This window comes from Limnochorda sp. LNt (assembly GCF_035593265.1).
In the GTDB taxonomy this organism is placed as follows: Bacteria; Bacillota; Limnochordia; order Limnochordales; family Geochordaceae; genus Geochorda; species Geochorda subterranea.
Map to the genome: position 1 here is coordinate 1473846 of NZ_CP141614.1, position 15773 is coordinate 1489618.

A 15773-nucleotide genomic window follows, 5' to 3' on the forward strand; every position below is an offset into this window, starting at 1 on the left:
GGCTCACAGCCCTCCCATGCGGCTCAAGAGGGCCTGGATGGAGGGGTTGAAGATCCGCAGCAGGAGGGAGGGCGCCACGCCGAAGAGCACGATGGAGACCATGAGCGGGGCGCTGACGATGGCCTCCCGCAGCGTCAGGTCGGGCAGGCGCACCGCCGCTGCGGCCCCATGGCCGGCCGCCCCGTGGCCGTGGGCGAGGGCCGCCGCATGGCCCGCCGCCTCCGCCGTGGCGTCGCCCATCAGGATCTGCCGCATCATCATCAGGTGGTAGGCCGCCGTCAGCACCATGCCCAGGACGGCCACCGCCACCAGGCTCGTCAGGGGCTCGAAGGCGCCGGTCAGGGTGAAGAACTCACCCGCGAACCCCGACAGCCCCGGCAGCCCCAGGTTGGCGAAGGCCGCGAAGGCCAGCAGCGTGGCCGCCACCGGCATCTTGGTAAAGAGGGCGCTCATCTCCGGCAGCATGCGGGTGTGGGTGCGCTCGTAGATGACCGTGCCGGCGAAGAAGAACATCATGGGCGAGATGAGCCCGTGCGAGATCATGACGAAGAGCCCGCCCGCCATCGACATCGGCGTCATGGCCGCCAGGCCCAGCAGGACGAAGCCCATGTGGCTGATGCTGGAGTAGGCCACCATCTTCTTGAAGTCCTTCTGGGCCATGGCCACCAGGGCGCCGTAGATGATGTTGATGACGCCCAGCACGCCCATGACGATGGCGAAGGCCTTGGCCGCATCGGGCAGCGTCGGGTAGCTGATGCGGTAGAAGCCGTACGTGCCCATCTTGAGCAGCACGCCGGCCAGCAGCATGGAGCCGCCCGTCGGGGCCTCCACGTGCGCGTCAGGCAGCCACGTGTGGAAGGGGAAGATGGGCACCTTCACCGCGAACCCGAAGAACAGCAGCAGGAAGATCCAGTACTGGGCGGTCGGGTTGAGCCGCGCCTGCTCGGCGATGGCCAGCATGTCGAAGGTGCCGAGCCCGCTCTGGAAGTAGAGGGCCAGGATGCCCACCAGCATCACGACGGAACCCAGCAGCGTGTAGATGAAGAACTTGATGGCCGCGTACTCCCGGCGAGGGCCGCCCCAGATGCCGATGATGAAGTACATCGGCACCAGCACGACTTCCCAGAAGATGTAGAACAGGAAGTAGTCCAGCGCCACGAAGACGCCCAGCATCCCGGTCTCCAGGAGCAGCATCAGGGCCATGAACTCCTTGACGCGCTCCTGGATGTTGAAGGACGCCAGGATGGCCAGCGTCGTGACGAGGGCCGTCACCGCCAGCATGGGAAAGCTGATGCCGTCGACGCCGAGGAAGTACTGGATGCCCACGGCCGGGATCCAGGGGATCCGCTCGACGAACTGCATCCCCTCGGCGGCGGTGTCGTAGCGGGCCCACATGATGGCCACCAACGCCACCGGCACCAGGGAGAAGAGCAGGGCCACCCGTCGCAGGAGGTCCTTGTTCTCCCTTGGCAAGAGGGCGATGACCAGCGACCCTATGAGGGGCGTGAAGATGAGCAAGCTCAGCATGTCGAGGCCTTAGCCTCCTATCGTGAAGATGATGAGTCCGACCACGACCGAGGCAAACAGCGTCAGAGCGTAAGCCTGGACGTAGCCCACCTGCGCCCTGCGCAACTGGTTGCCGGCCGCCACCGTGCCCGAGGCGGTCAGGTTGACGGCCCCGTCGATGACTTGCTGATCCACCAGATGGCTGCCCTCGGCCACGCCCTGCGTGAAGCGGGCCACGCCGTTGACCACCCCGTCGACCACCACCTGATCGAGCCAGGCGCAGAGCCTGGCCAGCGCCATCGTGCCCCTGACGAAGACCCAGTGGTACAGCTCATCGACGAAGTACTTGCGCTTGAGCAGCGTGTAGAGGGGGCCGGCCAGCCGGATCACCGTGGCGGCCGGCACGATCCGCCAGGCGTAGATGGCCAGGGCGGCCAGCACGCCCAACAGCGCCCCGCCGATGGCCAGCGCCGTCACCGTCATGCTGGGCTCGGCCTCGTGCACCTCGTGGAAGAAGATGAGGTGCCCGAAGGCGAAGCCGGACAGCGGCGAGTTCCAGAAGCCGATGAGCGCCGCCGGCACCGCCAGCGCCACCAGCGGCCCGGTCATGACCGCCGGCGACTCGTGGGCGTGCTCGTACAGGTGCCGGTCCCGGGGCTGCCCGAAGAAGACCAGCCAGGTCGCCCGAGTGACGTAGAAGGCCGTCAGCACCGCGGCGACGGTGCCGATCCAGTACAGGGCCGGCGTCGACGAGTGATAGGCGGCCAGCAGGATCTCGTCCTTGCTCCAGAAGCCCGCGAACGGCGGGATGCCCGCCAGGGCCGCCGCCCCTATCAGCCAGGTCAGGCCGGTCACGGGCATCTTGCGCAACAGCCCGCCCATGCGGTGCATGTCCTGCACGTGATGCATCGCGTGGATGACGCTACCCGAGGCCAGGAAGAGCAACGCCTTGAAGAAGGCGTGCGTCGTCAGGTGGAAGAAGCCCGCCGTGTAGGCCCCGAGCCCAAGACCCATCATCATGTAGCCGAGCTGGCTCACGGTGGAGTAGGCCAGCACCTGCTTGATGTCCTCGCGCACCAGCGCGATGGTGGCCGCGAAGATGGCCGTCAGGCCGCCGATCCAGGCCACCACCTGCATGGCGTCGGCCGACGGGGCGAAGATGCCGTAGGCTCGCGCCACCAGGTAGACGCCCGCCGCCACCATGGTGGCCGCGTGGATGAGGGCGCTGACGGGCGTCGGGCCGGCCATGGCGTCGGGCAGCCAGACGTGGAGCGGCAGCTGCGCCGACTTGCCCACCGCGCCGCCGAAGAGGAGCACGGCCGCCAGCGTCAGCACATGGGGCGCCACCGCGCCGTGCTCGATGGCCTCGACGATCTCCGCGAAGCGGAAGGTGCCCAGCTCACGGAAGAGGAGCAGGATGCCGACGAACATGGCCACGTCGCCGACCCGGGTCGTCAGGAAGGCCTTCATGGAGGCGTAGCGGGCCTCGGGTCGCTCGTAGTAGTGGCCGATCAGGGCGTAGGATGCCAGCCCCACCAGCTCCCAGAAGATGAACAGGAGCAGCAGGTTGTCGGCCAGCACCAGCCCCAGCATGGAGAACGTGAAGAAGGAGAGCATGGTGTAGTAGCGCTTGTAGCGGGCGTCGCCCTCCATGTAGCCCATGGAGAAGACGTGCACCGCCAGGCTGACCGACGTCACCACCACCAGCATGACGGCGGCCAGCGCATCGACCTGCAGCCCCAGGCCCAGGCTCTGGATGGCCTGCCCGGGGGCCTCGGCGAAGCGGGCCCACTCGAAGCGGAGGGCCGACGTCGAGCCGTTGACCATCACATCGGCCAGGATCCCCAGGGAGAGGAGCCAGGACGCCGCGATGGCCCCCGTGCCCAGCCAGTCCCCCTGTCGCGCCAGTCGCTTGCCCCAGAAGGCCAGCACCAGCGCGCTGAGGGCGGGCAAGAGCGGTACCAGCCAGCCGAGTTGTGCCATAGGACGCTCGCTACCCCTTCAACAGCTGGATCTTGTCGACGTCGATGTCCGTGCGGTTGCGCGCGATGGTCAGGAAGATGGCCAGCCCCACCGCTGCCTCCGCGGCGGCCACCGTCATGATGAAGATGGCCAGCACCAGTCCCCGGGGCTGATCCGGGTGCAGGTAGCGGGAGAAGGCCACCAGGTTGAGGTTGACGGAGTTGAGCATCAGCTCGATGCACATCAGGATGCGCACGGCGTTGCGCAAGCTGAGGGCACCGTAGAGCCCCAACCCGAAGAGGATCGCGCTGGTCGCCACCACCCAGCTCAGGGGGATCACCGGTTGTCGACTCCTTCCCGCATGGCCAGCACCACAGCCCCCACCAGCGCCACCAGCAGCAGCACGGAGGCCAGCTCGAAGGGCAGCGCGTACTCGGTGAAGAGGACCCGGCCGATGGAGCTCGTCACGTCAGATGTGGCCGGGGGCGCCGAGGCCGGCCAGGGCGCCTGCCAGGCGATGCCCCACAGCACCACGGCGAAGCCGAGCGCGGCCAACAGCGGCAACAGCCCTCGCCGGGGCGAGAGCACCAGCCGAGCGAAGCGCCGCCACCAGGGGCCCTCGCCGGGGGCGCGCAGATCTCGGATGTCGGAGAGCATGATGCCGAAGAGGATCATGGTGGTGATGGCCCCGACGTAGATGAGGATCTGGGCCGCCGCCAAAAAGTCGGCGTCCAGCAAGACGTACAGCGCCGCCATGCCCACGAAGGTGGCGCCCAGCCACAGCGCCGAGTGCATCAGCTTGGGCGCGACGACCACCCCGTAGGCGCAGGCCAGGGTCACCACCGCGAGCAGCGCGTAGATGATCTGAACGGCGTTCATCGTCCGGCCATTACCCTTCCGTCTTGATGGCGAAGTTGACGATGGGCGTCTTCTGTGGCAGGCCCAGCTGCTGGAGCTTCTCCTTGTCGTAGACCAAAGACGGCAGGTCGAAGGAGGCCAGCTCGTAATGGTCGGACATGGCGATGGCCTCAGCCGGGCAGACCTCCGCGCACAGCCCGCAGAGCATGCACCGGCTCGCGTCCAGGTTGAACTCGTCCAGCACCTTCTTGCGGGTCTGGTCGTCCCGGTGCCACTTGATCTCGATGATGCGCACCGGGCAGATCTTCTCGCACAGCTCGCAGACGATGCACTTGAGCTCGCCCTGCTCGTCGGAGAGCAGCACGGGGATGCCCCGGGAGCCGATGGGCAGGCTGTGCCGCTCATCGGGATACTGCAGCGTGATGCGGGGCCGCAAGAGCATGTTCTTGATGGTGATGCCCATGCCCACCAGGGTGTTCCACAGGGCCAGGGCCATCGTCGTCAGCGTCCGCACGCCGGCTCACCCCCACCGTCTCAGCGCACCAGCACGTAGATCCCGGTGATGCCCAGATTGACCAGCGCCAGCGGCAGCAGCACCTTCCAGCCCAGGTTCATGAGCTGGTCCACCCGGATGCGGGGGACCGTCCACCGGATCCACATGGCCACGAAGATGAGCAAGTAGGTCTTGAGCAGGAACCAGACCACGGGCGGAAGCCACGGCCCGCTCCAGCCGCCCAGGTAGAGCGTCGCGGCGATGGCGGAGCCCGACAGCAAGTTGGCGTACTCGGCCAGGAAGAAGATGGCCCACCGGATGCCGCTGTACTCGGTGTTGAAGCCCGCCACCAGCTCCGACTCGGCCTCGATGAGATCGAAGGGCGCCCGGTTGGCCTCCGCCAGGGCCGCGATGTAGTAGACCAAAAAGCCCAGCGGCTGCAGCAGGATGAACCAGCCGGAGCGCCGCTGCGCCTCCACGATGTCGTTGAGGCTCAGGCTGCCGGCCAGCAGCACCACCGCCACGGCCGCGAGCACCAGGGGTACCTCGTAGCTGACCAGCTGGGCCGCCGAGCGCAGGGCCCCGAAGACGGACCACTTGTTGTTGGAGCCCCACCCGGCCATCAGGAAGGAGGGCACCACCATGGAGGTCATGGCGGCGACGAAGAGGATGCCGATGTTGAGATCCTGAACGACCCATCGGTCGCTGAAGGGCAGCACCACGAAGATGAGCACCGCCGGCGTGAAGGTGACGATGGGCGCGATCGCGAAGACCCAGCGATCCGCGGCCGACGGCACCACGTCCTCCTTGAGCAGCAGCTTGAGGGCGTCGGCCAGGGTCTGCAGCAGACCGTAGGGCCCCGTGCGCATGGGACCCAGCCGGTTTTGGATCCAGGCGCTGATCTTGCGCTCGAGCCAGATGAGGAAGAGCACGTTGAGCGCGATGAAGACCAGGATGACGGCCGCCTTGAGCAGGGCCGTCAGCACGGCCAGCAGGCCCAGGGGCCACCCGTTGCGCTCGAAGTACTGCGTCGTGAGATCGTACCACTGCGACGGAGGGGCGATGACCCCCGGCACCATGCTCACCGGTCCACCTCTCCCAGCACGATGTCGATGGAGCCGATGACGGCCACGACGTCGGCCACCAGCAGCCCCGGCCCCAGCACCGGCAGGAGCTGCAGGTGCACGAAGGAGGGGGCCCGCCAGTGGACCCTCCACGGCCGGTCGTTTTGGCCGTCGCCCACGACGTAGACGCCCACCTCGCCCCGGGGGCCCTCGACCCGGCTGTAGGCGTCGGCGGCGGGCGCCTTCCAGCGGCGGGGGACCTTGCCCATGAAGTCGCCCTCGGGGAGCCCCTCCAGGGCCTGGCGGGCGATGCGGGCGCTCTGGCGCATCTCCTCCATGCGGACGTTGTAGCGATCCAGGATGTCGCCCGTCTCGCCCACGGGTACGGCGAAGTCGTAGCGCTCGTACCCGCAGTAGGGGTGGACCTTGCGCAGGTCGTAGGCCACGCCCGAGCCCCGCAGGGTGGGCCCGCTGGCCCCGTAGGCGATGGCGTCCTGCCGCGAGAGGACAGCCACGTTGCGCGTGCGGGCCTGGAAAATGGGGTTGGCCGTCAGCAGCGCGTGGAACTCGTCGAGGTTGGCGTCGAAGCCGTCGAGGAATGTCCGGACCTGGCGATCGACGCCGGCCGGCAGGTCGTTGCGCACCCCGCCGATGCGCACGTAGTGGTACATCATCCGGGCGCCCGAGACGGTCTCGAAGACGTCCAGCAGCTTCTCACGCTCCCGCCAGGCGTAGAGGAACGGCGTCACGGCCCCCAGGTCCAGCGCGAACGTGCCGAACCAGAGCAGGTGGCTGGCGATGCGCTGCAGCTCGGCCATCAGCACGCGAATGGCCGAGGCCCGCTCGGGCACCTCGATGCCGAAGAGCTGCTCCACCGCCAGGCAGTAGGCCAGCTCGTTGGTCATGCCGGCCAGGTAGTCGGTGCGGTCCGTGTACGGGATGACGCTGGGGAAGGGCAGGCCCTCGGCGATCTTCTCGAAGCAGCGGTGCAGGAAGCCGATGTCGGCCTCGCACTGGAGGATGCGCTCGCCGTCGATCTCGGCCAGCACCCGCAACACCCCGTGGGTGCTCGGATGCTGGGGCCCCATGTTGACGACCACGCCGGACCGCGGCGTGTAGGCGTCGGGCACCTCCAGCACCCGGCGCACCGGCCCTCCGCTCTGCCCGTCGGCAGGGGCCTGCCCGTCGGCAGGGGCCGCCGACTCGCTCACGTCGAAGGTCGTGGTGTTGACCCCGTCCGGCCGGTACGACTCCCGGGTCTGGCGCTGGCGGGGCAGCCGCCGGTCGATGTAATCCTTGCGCAGCGGATGGCCCACCCAGCTCTCCTTGAGCAGGATGCGACGCAGATCCGGGTGCCCCTCGAAGCGCACCCCCATCAGATCCCACGCCTCGCGCTCGTGCCAGTTGGCGGTGGGCCAGACGGGCGTCACGCTGGGGACCCGGGCGTCGTCGCGGGGGCAGCGCGTGTAGACCGCCATCTGGTGGCCGGCACCGATGCTGACCAGGTGGAGCACCACCTCGAAGCCCTCGGCCTGCCGGTCCACCGCGGAGAGATTGGACAGGTAATCGAAGCCCAGCTCGTCACGAGCGAATCGGGCGAAGTCGGCCAGGCGCTCCCGGTCGATCCGCACCCGAATCCAGCCCGAGGGCAGCGCCTCCGCCTCCACGCCGGCGAAGGCCGAGCCGACTCGCTCGACCACCTCCTGCGGCGTCCCCACCGTCACCGTCGACGTCGAAGATGCCATCGTCTCTGCAACCCCCCGTGCCGCGCGCTGTCACCCGGAGCCGGGACCCGACCCATCGGGCCCTCAGCGGACGGGGAGCGCCAGCCCCTCCCGTTGAATCTTCTCCTGGAGCTTGAGTACGCCGTGCAAGAGGGCCTCGGGCCTGGGCGGGCAGCCGGGGACGTAGACGTCGACGGGCACCACCAGGTCCACGCCGTCGACCACGTTGTACGAGCCCCAGTAGGGCCCGCCGTTGACCGCGCAGACACCCATGGCGATGACCCAGCGGGGCTCCGCCATCTGGTCGTACAGGCGCTTGACCACGTCCGCCATCTTCTCGTTGACGGTGCCCGCCACGATCATGAGATCGGCCTGCCGGGGGGAGGCCCGGAAGATCATGCCGAAGCGGTCGAAGTCGTAGCGCGAAGCGCCCGTGGCCATCATCTCGATGGCGCAGCAGGCGATGCCGAAGAGCATGTACCACAGCGACGACTTGCGGCTCCAGTTGATCACCTTGCGCAAGTTGGTCAGCACGATCCCCGGCATGGGGCCGGTCTCGGTGGCGACCGCTGCCGGGGCGCCGCTCACACCCACTGCAACACCCTCCTCTTCCAGGCGTAGAGGAGCCCGACCACCAGGACGAAGATGAAGATGGCCATCTCCGCCAGCGCGAACCAGCCGAGGCTCTCGAAGACCACGCCCCATGGGTACAAGAAGATGGTCTCGACGTCGAATATGACGAAGACCAGGGCGAAGATGTAATAGCGGATGTGGAAGCGGGTCTGGGCCTCACCGACCGGGGGAGCGCCGCACTCGTAGACGGCCAGCTTTTGCGGGTAGGGGTTGTGGGGTCGTAACAGTGACGACATTCCCCAAGTGACCAACACAAAAAGGACCGCGGCGATCGCGAAGACCGCGACGTCGATGTAAGCGCCCACTGCCGACCCCCCGTGCCCACCGTTGCCAGCGTGGCGCTCGCTCGCGCCAGGCCGTAGTAAGTATAGTCGCGACGAAAAAGCAGCGTCAAGGAAAGGCCGGACGGGCCCCGTCGCGTTGCCGGCCCGTCCCGAGCGGGGTATAATTCGCCTGCCTCTGCTCGACTCCTGCGCGCCGAAGGAGCGGATACGGTGAGCGATCGATCCCCCGGGACCCAGGTCGCGATCGTCTCGCTGGGCTGCGCCAAGAACCTGGTGGACAGCGAGGTGATGGCCGGCCTGCTGCAGGAGGCCGGCTTCGGTCTGACCGTCGAGGCCGACGAGGCCGACGTCGTGGTCGTCAACACCTGCGGATTCATCGAGCCGGCGCAGCGCGAGGCCATCACCACCATCCTGGAGCTGGCGAGGGCCAAGCAGGCCGGGCGGCTGCGGGGCCTGGTGGTGGCGGGTTGCCTGCCGAGGCGCTTCTCGGCGCAGGAGGTGGCACGGGAGCTGCCCGAGGCCGACGCGGTCATCGGCACGGCCGAGCTGCCCCTCATCGCCGACGTGGTGCGGGGGGTGCTGCGCGGCGAGCGCTTCGTGCTCGCGGAGCAGGCGCCCTCCTTCCTCTACCACGACCGCATGCCCCGGATGCGCTCGACGCCGGGGCATCTGGCCTACGTCAAGGTGTCGGAGGGGTGCGACCACCCCTGCACCTTCTGCACCATCCCCCGCATCCGGGGGCCGTACCGCAGCCGCCCGATGGAGTCCATCGTGGAGGAGGTGGAGCGGCTCGCCGACGAGGGCGTGCAGGAGGTGGTGCTCATCGGTCAGGACACCACCATGTACGGGGCGGACCTCTACGGGCGGCTGATGCTGCCGGAGCTGCTGCGGCGCCTGGGCCGCACGGGTGTGGCCTGGGTGCGGTTGCTCTATGCCTACCCGGCGCACGTGACGCCCGAGCTGGTGGCGGCCATGGCCGAGGCGCCCAACGTCTGCCACTACCTGGACATGCCCCTCCAGCACGCCTCGGACCGCATCCTGCGGGCCATGCGCCGGTGGGGCAACCGGCGGGCCTACGAGACGCTGCTGGCGCGGGTGCGGGAGGCGATGCCCGACGTGGCCCTGCGCACCACGTTCATCGTGGGCTTCCCCGGGGAGCGGGAGTCGGACCTCCAGGCCCTGCTGGACTTCATGGAGGCGGTGGAGTTCGACCACGTGGGGGTCTTCGCCTACGCCCGGGAGGAGGGGACGCCCTCGGCCGCGATGGAGGAGCACGTGCCGGCCCGGGAGCGGCGGCGCCGGCGCGCCACGGTCATGGCCCACCAGCAGCGGCTGCTCGATCGGGTGGCGGCGCGGCGCATGCAGGCGCCGGTGGAGCTCCTGCTGGAGCGCCCCGGTCGCCAGCCCGGGGAGTGGGTGGCGCGCAGCGCCTACCAGGCTCCCGAGGTCGACGGCGTGACCTGGGTGCGCGGGGAGCACGGGACGGCCGGCCAGCGGATCCGGGGCCGCATCACCGGGCGCCAGGGGCCCTACGACTTCCTGGCCGTGCCAGACCCATCGGACTTGGGTGGGGATCGGGCCCCGTGGTATAATCGGCCCACGAGCGCGTCGGTGCGTTAGGTTGGGGGTTCGTCGAGACTACGGAGGGGCCGCATTCTGACAGGAGGCGGCCCCTCTTTCAGTTGCCATGCACAAGCAGCTTCGGTGGCGGTGGCCCGTCGTGGCCGTCGCCTTCGTCTTGAGCCTCACCGCGCTGGTCGCGGCCCAGCGGGTCGTGGTCGAGCGCCGTCAGCAGCCGCTGTTGGCGCAGCTCGAGCAGATGCCCGGCGTCGAGCGGGTCTGGCTCGAGAGCGAGGGTGGCCGGCGGGGCCTGTGGGTGCGCGTCGGCCCCACCGACGACCTGCCGGGCCTGGTGACGGCCCTGGAGCGGCTGGCCTTATCGGGGCGGGTGGGGAGCGTCGACGAGGTGGTGCTGGTCGACAGCCGCACGCCGGCCTTGGTGCGCGCCCATCACGCCCTGGCGCTGGTGCTCCAGGAGGGCAGCGCCTCCGGGGCCTTCACCGAGATGGCGGCCCGCGTGGAGCAGCAGGCCCGCGAGCTGGGCCTGCAGACGGGCCGGGTATGGGTCGACTCCCGGCGGGTGTACGCGCTGCTCCAGGGCGACGGCGGCCATCTCGTCGACGTCATCCCGCGCCCCTCCGGCTCCGACGGCATGGAGCCCGGCCTGCCGGTGCGGGTCGCGGTGGACGCGCCCTATCGCTCCGCGGCCACGGGCGGCTCACCGGAGGGGGGAGGGGGGCAGCCGTGATCCGGGAGATCCTGGCGGGCGTCATGGCGGCGGCCATCGTCTTCGCCAGCCTCAACGGACTCAACCTCTGGCCCCTGCTGGTGGTGGCCGCCGGCCTCGTCGCGGTGCGCTACCTGGCGGTGGAGGGGCGCGTGCCGGGCAGCCGTCGCTTCGAGGTGGTGCAGAGCGAGGGCGGGGGGCCGGCCTCCATCACCTTCGACGACATCGGCGGCCAGGAGATGGCCAAGCGCGAGCTGATCGAGGCCCTCGACTTCGTGCGTCAGCCGGAGAGGGCCCGCCGCCTGGGCATCCGGCCCCTGCGGGGCATCCTGCTGGCGGGGCCGCCGGGCACGGGCAAGACCATGATGGCGCGGGCGGCCGCCGGCTACACCGACGCGGCCTTCCTGGTGGCCAGCGGTTCGCAGTTCGTCGAGATGTACGCCGGTGTCGGGGCTCAGCGCGTGCGGGAGCTGTTTCGGCGCGCCCGCCAGCTGGCCCGCCAGCGCAAGAGCCGCACCGCCATCATCTTCATCGACGAGCTGGAGGTGCTGGGAGGCCAGCGGGGCCGCCACACCAGCCACCTGGAGTACGACCAGACCCTCAACCAGCTCCTGGTCGAGATGGACGGCATGAGCAGCCGCGTCGAGGACGTCCAGGTGCTGGTCATCGGCGCCACCAACCGGGTCGACCTGCTGGACTCGGCGCTGATGCGGCCGGGGCGGTTCGACCGGGTGGTGCGGGTGGATCTGCCGGACCGGGAGGCACGGCTGCAGATCCTGCGGCTCCACGCGCGCAACCGCCCGCTGGCCGAGGACGTGGACCTGGACGCCATCGCGCGGGAGACCTTCGGCTTCTCGGGGGCTCACCTGGAGGCAGTGATCAACGAGGCGGCCATCGCCGCCCTGCGGGCCGGCCGCGACCGCATCGGGGCCGCCGACCTGCGGGAGGCGGTCGACAAGGTGATGCTGGGCGAACGCCTGGACCGGCGCCCGACGCCCGAGGAGATGCATCGCGTGGCGGTGCACGAGGCGGGGCACGCCCTGGTGGCGGAGATGCTGCGGCCCGGCTCGGTGGCGCAGGTGACCGTCACCTCCAGGGGGCAGGCCCTGGGGTACGTGCGCCAGGCCGAGGTCGACGACCGCTACCTCTACACCGCCCGCCAGCTGGAGGACCAGATCGCGGTGGCCCTGGGCGGCGCCGTGGCGGAGGACCTGGAGCTGGGCGGGCGCAGCACGGGAGCCACCAGCGACTTCGAAAAGGCCGCCGACCTCGCGCGCCGGATGGTCTACGCCGGGATGTCGCCGCTGGGCGTGGTCTCACGCGAGCACCTGCCGGCCCGCCTGCTGCACGAGGCGGTGGCGGCCATCCTGTCGGCCCAGGAGAGCCGGGTGAGGCAGCTTTTGGGCCGGCAGCGTGACGTGCTGGCTCGGGCCGCCTCCGTGCTGGCCGAGATGGAGCGGCTCAGCGGCGACGAGCTGCGAGCCTGGTTGAGGGGCGAGCTGGCCCAGTCCGCCTGACGGGGGCGGCTGGAGAAGAGGGCAGGGGGAGGGTCGCCATGCGGGCCGAGATCGTCACCATCGGTACCGAGTTGCTCTTGGGGCAGGTCGTCGACACCAACTCGGCCTACCTGGCCCGCAAGCTGGGGCAACTGGGCTACGACACCTACTTCCGCCAGACGGTGGGCGACAACCACCGCCGCGCCGTCCTGGCCGTCTCCCTGGCCATGGAGCGGGCCGACGTGGTCATCGTCTCGGGAGGGCTGGGGCCGACGGAGGACGACGTGACCCGCGACGTGGTGGCCGCGGCCGTGGGGGTCCCGTTGGAGGAGTCGGAGGAGGCCCTGGCGCAGGTGACGGCCTACTTCGAGCGGGTGGGCCGGCCCATGCGGCCCAGCCAGCGCCGTCAGGCCCTGGTGCCCAGGGGGGCCAGGGTCATCCCCGACCCGGTCGGCACGGCCCCCGGCTTCGTCTGGGAGGGGGCCGACCGGGCCGTGGTGGCCCTGCCCGGGGTGCCCGGCGAGCTCAAGGCCATGATGGAGAGCTGGGTCGGGCCTTACCTGGCCGAGCGGGCCCGCTCGCGTGGCCAGGCCGGCGTCATCGTCTCGCGGCTGCTGCACTTCGTGGGCATCGGCGAGGCAGACCTGGAGCAGGCGCTGCTCGACCTCCTGCACGGCCGGGCCAACCCCACCCTGGCCACCTACGCCGGCACGGGCCAGGTCAGCGTGCGCATCACGGCCCGCGCCGCCGACAAGGCGACGGCCCGGGGCATGATCGAGCCGGTCGAGCAGGAGGTCCGGGCGCGCGTCGGCGCCTACTGCTACGGCTTCGACGACGAGACGCTGGAGGCCGTGGTGGTGCGAGGACTGGCGCGCAGGGGCTGGAAGCTGGCGGTGGCCGAGTCGTGCACGGGCGGCCTGGTGGGGGACCGTCTCACCAACGTGCCGGGGGCGTCGGAAGTCCTGCTGGAGGACGTCGTGGCGTACTCCAACGAGGCCAAGCAGCGCCGCCTCGGCGTCGAGGCGGCGCTGATCCGGGAGCACGGGGCGGTCAGCGAGGCCTGCGCCCGGGCCATGGCCGAGGGCGTGCGCCGGTCGGCCGGCGCCGACGTGGGCCTGGCCATCACCGGCATCGCCGGGCCCGGCGGCGGCTCCCCCGAGAAGCCCGTGGGGCTGGTCTACATGGCGGTGGCGACGCCCGCGGGGACCGTGGCCGAGCGTCACCGGTTCGGCGGCGACCGGCTTCACATCAAGGCGCGGGCGGCGACGGCCGGCCTGGCGCTGTTGAGGCGATGCCTGCTTGAGGCTGGCTGACGCCGCCCGGGCCGTGCTGCGGGCCCTGCGTCCGGCCGTGGTCGCCGTGTTGGGCGGGTTGCTGCTGGTCAACGCGGCGCCGGCCCGCTACTCCGACCCGGCCGGGGTGAGCCTCACGCTCTCGGTGCAGCTGCCCGCCCGGCAGGGGCGCACGGTGCTGGATCTGCCGCCCCTGGGCGAGGTGGACGCCGCGACCCACCGCCTCCCCCTCGAGCTGCGCGTGCGCCTGGACCGGGTGGAGTCCGTCTCGTTGCAGGCCCTGGCCCGGAGCCCCACGCGTGAGAGCCTGTCGGCGCTGCAGGAGCGGGTCGAGGGCTTCGTGCGGTCGACGGTCGTGCGCTTCGCGGCGCGACAGGTCTTGCTGGCGGGCCTGGGGGCGGCGGGGCCCTCTACGTCGCGGGGTCCGGCCAGCGCGGCACCTGGCGGCGGGCGCCCTGGCCGTGGCGGTGGCCGTGGCCGGTGCGGGGCTGGCGGTGGCCGGCCAGTACGACCTGGACGCCTTCGCCGCTCCCCGGTACCGGGGCGCGCTGCAGGCGGCCCCGCAGGTGGTGGAGGCCGCCCGGATGGGCGTCGAGGCCCTGGGGGGCGTGGGCGAGCGGCTGCAGCGGAGCGCGGGGCAGCTGGCGCAGATCTACCAGCGCCTGCAGACGGCCACGCCCGTGACGCCGTCGGGAGACGAGCTGGTGGTGGCGCACGTCAGCGACCTCCACAACAACCCTGCCGGCTTCGACCTGCTGGAGGCGGTGGTGCGGCAGTTCGGCGTGCGCTTCGTCATCGACACGGGTGACATGCTGGACCTGGGCTCGGACCTGGAGCCCGTGCTGACGGACCGGATCCGGGCCCTGGAGGTCCCGTACCTGTACGTGGCCGGCAACCACGACACCCCCCGGTTGCTGGCCCTGCTGCGCTCCATCCCCGGGGTGATCGTCCTCGAGGGGCAGGTGGTGGAGGTGGCCGGGGTGCGCGTGCTGGGGAGGCCCGATCCGCGGTCGGCCACCGATCGCCCGGAGGCGCTCTCCGAGGAAGAGGTGGCCGAGGTGCGAGCGGCCGTCCTGGAGGCCGCCCGGGACGCTGCGGCACCGCTGGACGTCATCGCCGTCCACAACCACCGGGTGGGGCGCTCGCTGCCCCCCGGGCTGGCGCAAGCCGTCCTCTTCGGACACGACCATCGCCTGGCGCTGGAGGTGCGCGACGGGACGGCCTACGTCGACGCCGGCAGCACGGGGGCCGAGGGCCTGCGTGGACTGGAGCGGGAGGCGTTGCGTCCCTTCACGCTGGCCCTGTTGCGCTTCGACGTGCGGGAGGGCCAACCCCGGCTATGGGCCGTCGACGTGCTGGCGCTGGATGCGCTCAGCGGCCAGCTGTCGCTGGAGCGGCGCCTGGTGGGGGCGGCGCACGCCGGTGGGGCACCGGCCTCGGAGGAAGGCGGTCGCGACGAGGCGGCCGGATCGCAAGGACAAGTCGAGTCCCATGTGGAACCCAAGGGGCCGGATGCCCCACGACCGACCGGGTGATGGGAGCCAGGTGAAGGCGGACGAGGACGGCCTCGTGCGCACCTTCGTCGCGGTCTGGCTGGACGAGCCGGCCCGCCGGTGCGTCGAGGCCTTCGTGGCCGATCTGCGCAGGCCCGTGGAGCAGAGCGTCGGGGCCGTACGGTGGGTGGCTCCGGCGCAGTACCACTTCACCCTGCGGTTCCTGGGCGACCTGGACCGTGAGCAGCGGGCTCGGGTCTTCGGGGCCGTCTCGGAGGCCTGCCGGTCGACGGCGAGATTCTCGCTGCGGCTGGGGGCCCTGGGAGCCTTCCCGGATCTGGCGCGTCCCCGGGTCCTGTGGGTGGGCGTCGAGCCGCCGGCCGACCGGCTCCTGATGGATCTGGCGGGCCGGGTGGAGCGAGCCCTGGTGCAGCGAGGCTTCGGGCCGGCCGATCGCCCCTTCGCGGCCCACCTGACCATCGGTCGGGTCAGCCAGCCGCCGGGCCGACGGCGAGGGCAGCCCGATCTCGACGCCTGGCGGGACCGGGCCCCGCAGGAGGGCTGCGGCGGCACGGAGGTGCGGGAGGTGGTGGTGATGGCCAGCCGGCTGACACCCGCCGGCCCCATCTACACGCCGCTGATGACCGCCCCGCTCCTGGACGGCACGGAGGCCCCATGAGG

At 70.8% G+C, this 15773-nt stretch carries 15 protein-coding genes; 6 read left to right on the forward strand and 9 right to left on the reverse strand.

The window, feature by feature from the left end; all coding sequences use genetic code 11:
• Positions 1-3 precede the first annotated feature (3 nt).
• The 9 genes from VLY81_RS06865 to VLY81_RS06905 form a co-directional block, all read right to left on the reverse strand.
• Positions 4-1527 (reverse strand): complex I subunit 4 family protein, encoded by a 1524-nt coding sequence (locus tag VLY81_RS06865; protein ID WP_324670274.1) that lies wholly within the window; start codon positions 1525-1527, stop codon positions 4-6.
• A gap of 9 nt (positions 1528-1536) precedes the next feature.
• Positions 1537-3489, reverse strand: a complete 1953-nt coding sequence (gene nuoL, locus VLY81_RS06870) for an NADH-quinone oxidoreductase subunit L (RefSeq protein WP_324670275.1) — start codon at positions 3487-3489, stop codon at positions 1537-1539.
• Positions 3490-3499: 10 nt separating this feature from the next.
• Positions 3500-3805: an NADH-quinone oxidoreductase subunit NuoK gene (gene nuoK, locus VLY81_RS06875; protein WP_405001344.1), complete on the reverse strand. Its 306-nt coding sequence runs from the start codon at positions 3803-3805 to the stop codon at positions 3500-3502.
• Complete coding sequence (locus tag VLY81_RS06880) at positions 3805-4347, reverse strand: NADH-quinone oxidoreductase subunit J family protein (RefSeq protein ID WP_324670277.1); 543 nt, start codon at positions 4345-4347, stop codon at positions 3805-3807. Before VLY81_RS06880 ends, nuoK begins: the two co-directional genes overlap by 1 nt.
• A 10-nt stretch (positions 4348-4357) precedes the next feature.
• Positions 4358-4840: a NuoI/complex I 23 kDa subunit family protein gene (locus tag VLY81_RS06885; protein WP_324670278.1), complete on the reverse strand. Its 483-nt coding sequence runs from the start codon at positions 4838-4840 to the stop codon at positions 4358-4360.
• Positions 4841-4860: 20 nt separating this feature from the next.
• On the reverse strand, positions 4861-5898 hold the full coding sequence (gene nuoH, locus VLY81_RS06890; RefSeq protein WP_324670357.1) for an NADH-quinone oxidoreductase subunit NuoH: 1038 nt from the start codon (positions 5896-5898) through the stop codon (positions 4861-4863).
• 2 nt (positions 5899-5900) lie between these two features.
• On the reverse strand, positions 5901-7628 hold the full coding sequence (locus VLY81_RS06895) for an NADH-quinone oxidoreductase subunit D (protein WP_324670279.1): 1728 nt from the start codon (positions 7626-7628) through the stop codon (positions 5901-5903).
• Positions 7629-7691: 63 nt separating this feature from the next.
• Complete coding sequence (locus VLY81_RS06900) at positions 7692-8153, reverse strand: NADH-quinone oxidoreductase subunit B (protein WP_405001345.1); 462 nt, start codon at positions 8151-8153, stop codon at positions 7692-7694.
• 38 nt (positions 8154-8191) lie between these two features.
• A complete protein-coding gene (locus tag VLY81_RS06905; protein WP_324670281.1) occupies positions 8192-8545 on the reverse strand; it encodes an NADH-quinone oxidoreductase subunit A in 354 nt (117 codons plus the stop codon).
• A 189-nt stretch (positions 8546-8734) separates the two neighbouring features.
• Between VLY81_RS06905 and rimO the strand changes: the two genes are divergently transcribed.
• From rimO to thpR, 6 genes are all read left to right on the forward strand, one after another.
• Positions 8735-10144 carry a 30S ribosomal protein S12 methylthiotransferase RimO gene (gene rimO / locus VLY81_RS06910; RefSeq protein WP_324670282.1) on the forward strand — a complete coding sequence of 470 codons (1410 nt, stop codon included), beginning with the start codon at positions 8735-8737 and terminating at the stop codon, positions 10142-10144.
• A gap of 67 nt (positions 10145-10211) precedes the next feature.
• Positions 10212-10832, forward strand: a complete 621-nt coding sequence (locus VLY81_RS06915; protein ID WP_324670283.1) for a hypothetical protein — start codon at positions 10212-10214, stop codon at positions 10830-10832.
• Positions 10829-12328, forward strand: coding sequence for an AAA family ATPase (locus tag VLY81_RS06920; protein WP_324670284.1), 1500 nt, complete (start codon positions 10829-10831; stop codon positions 12326-12328). Before VLY81_RS06915 ends, VLY81_RS06920 begins: the two co-directional genes overlap by 4 nt.
• Before the next feature lie 38 nt (positions 12329-12366).
• On the forward strand, positions 12367-13620 hold the full coding sequence (locus VLY81_RS06925) for a competence/damage-inducible protein A (protein ID WP_324670285.1): 1254 nt from the start codon (positions 12367-12369) through the stop codon (positions 13618-13620).
• Positions 13621-14060: 440 nt separating this feature from the next.
• Positions 14061-15134: a metallophosphoesterase family protein gene (locus tag VLY81_RS06930; protein ID WP_324670287.1), complete on the forward strand. Its 1074-nt coding sequence runs from the start codon at positions 14061-14063 to the stop codon at positions 15132-15134.
• A gap of 10 nt (positions 15135-15144) precedes the next feature.
• Positions 15145-15771, forward strand: a complete 627-nt coding sequence (gene thpR, locus VLY81_RS06935) for an RNA 2',3'-cyclic phosphodiesterase (protein ID WP_324670288.1) — start codon at positions 15145-15147, stop codon at positions 15769-15771.
• Positions 15772-15773 lie beyond the last annotated feature (2 nt).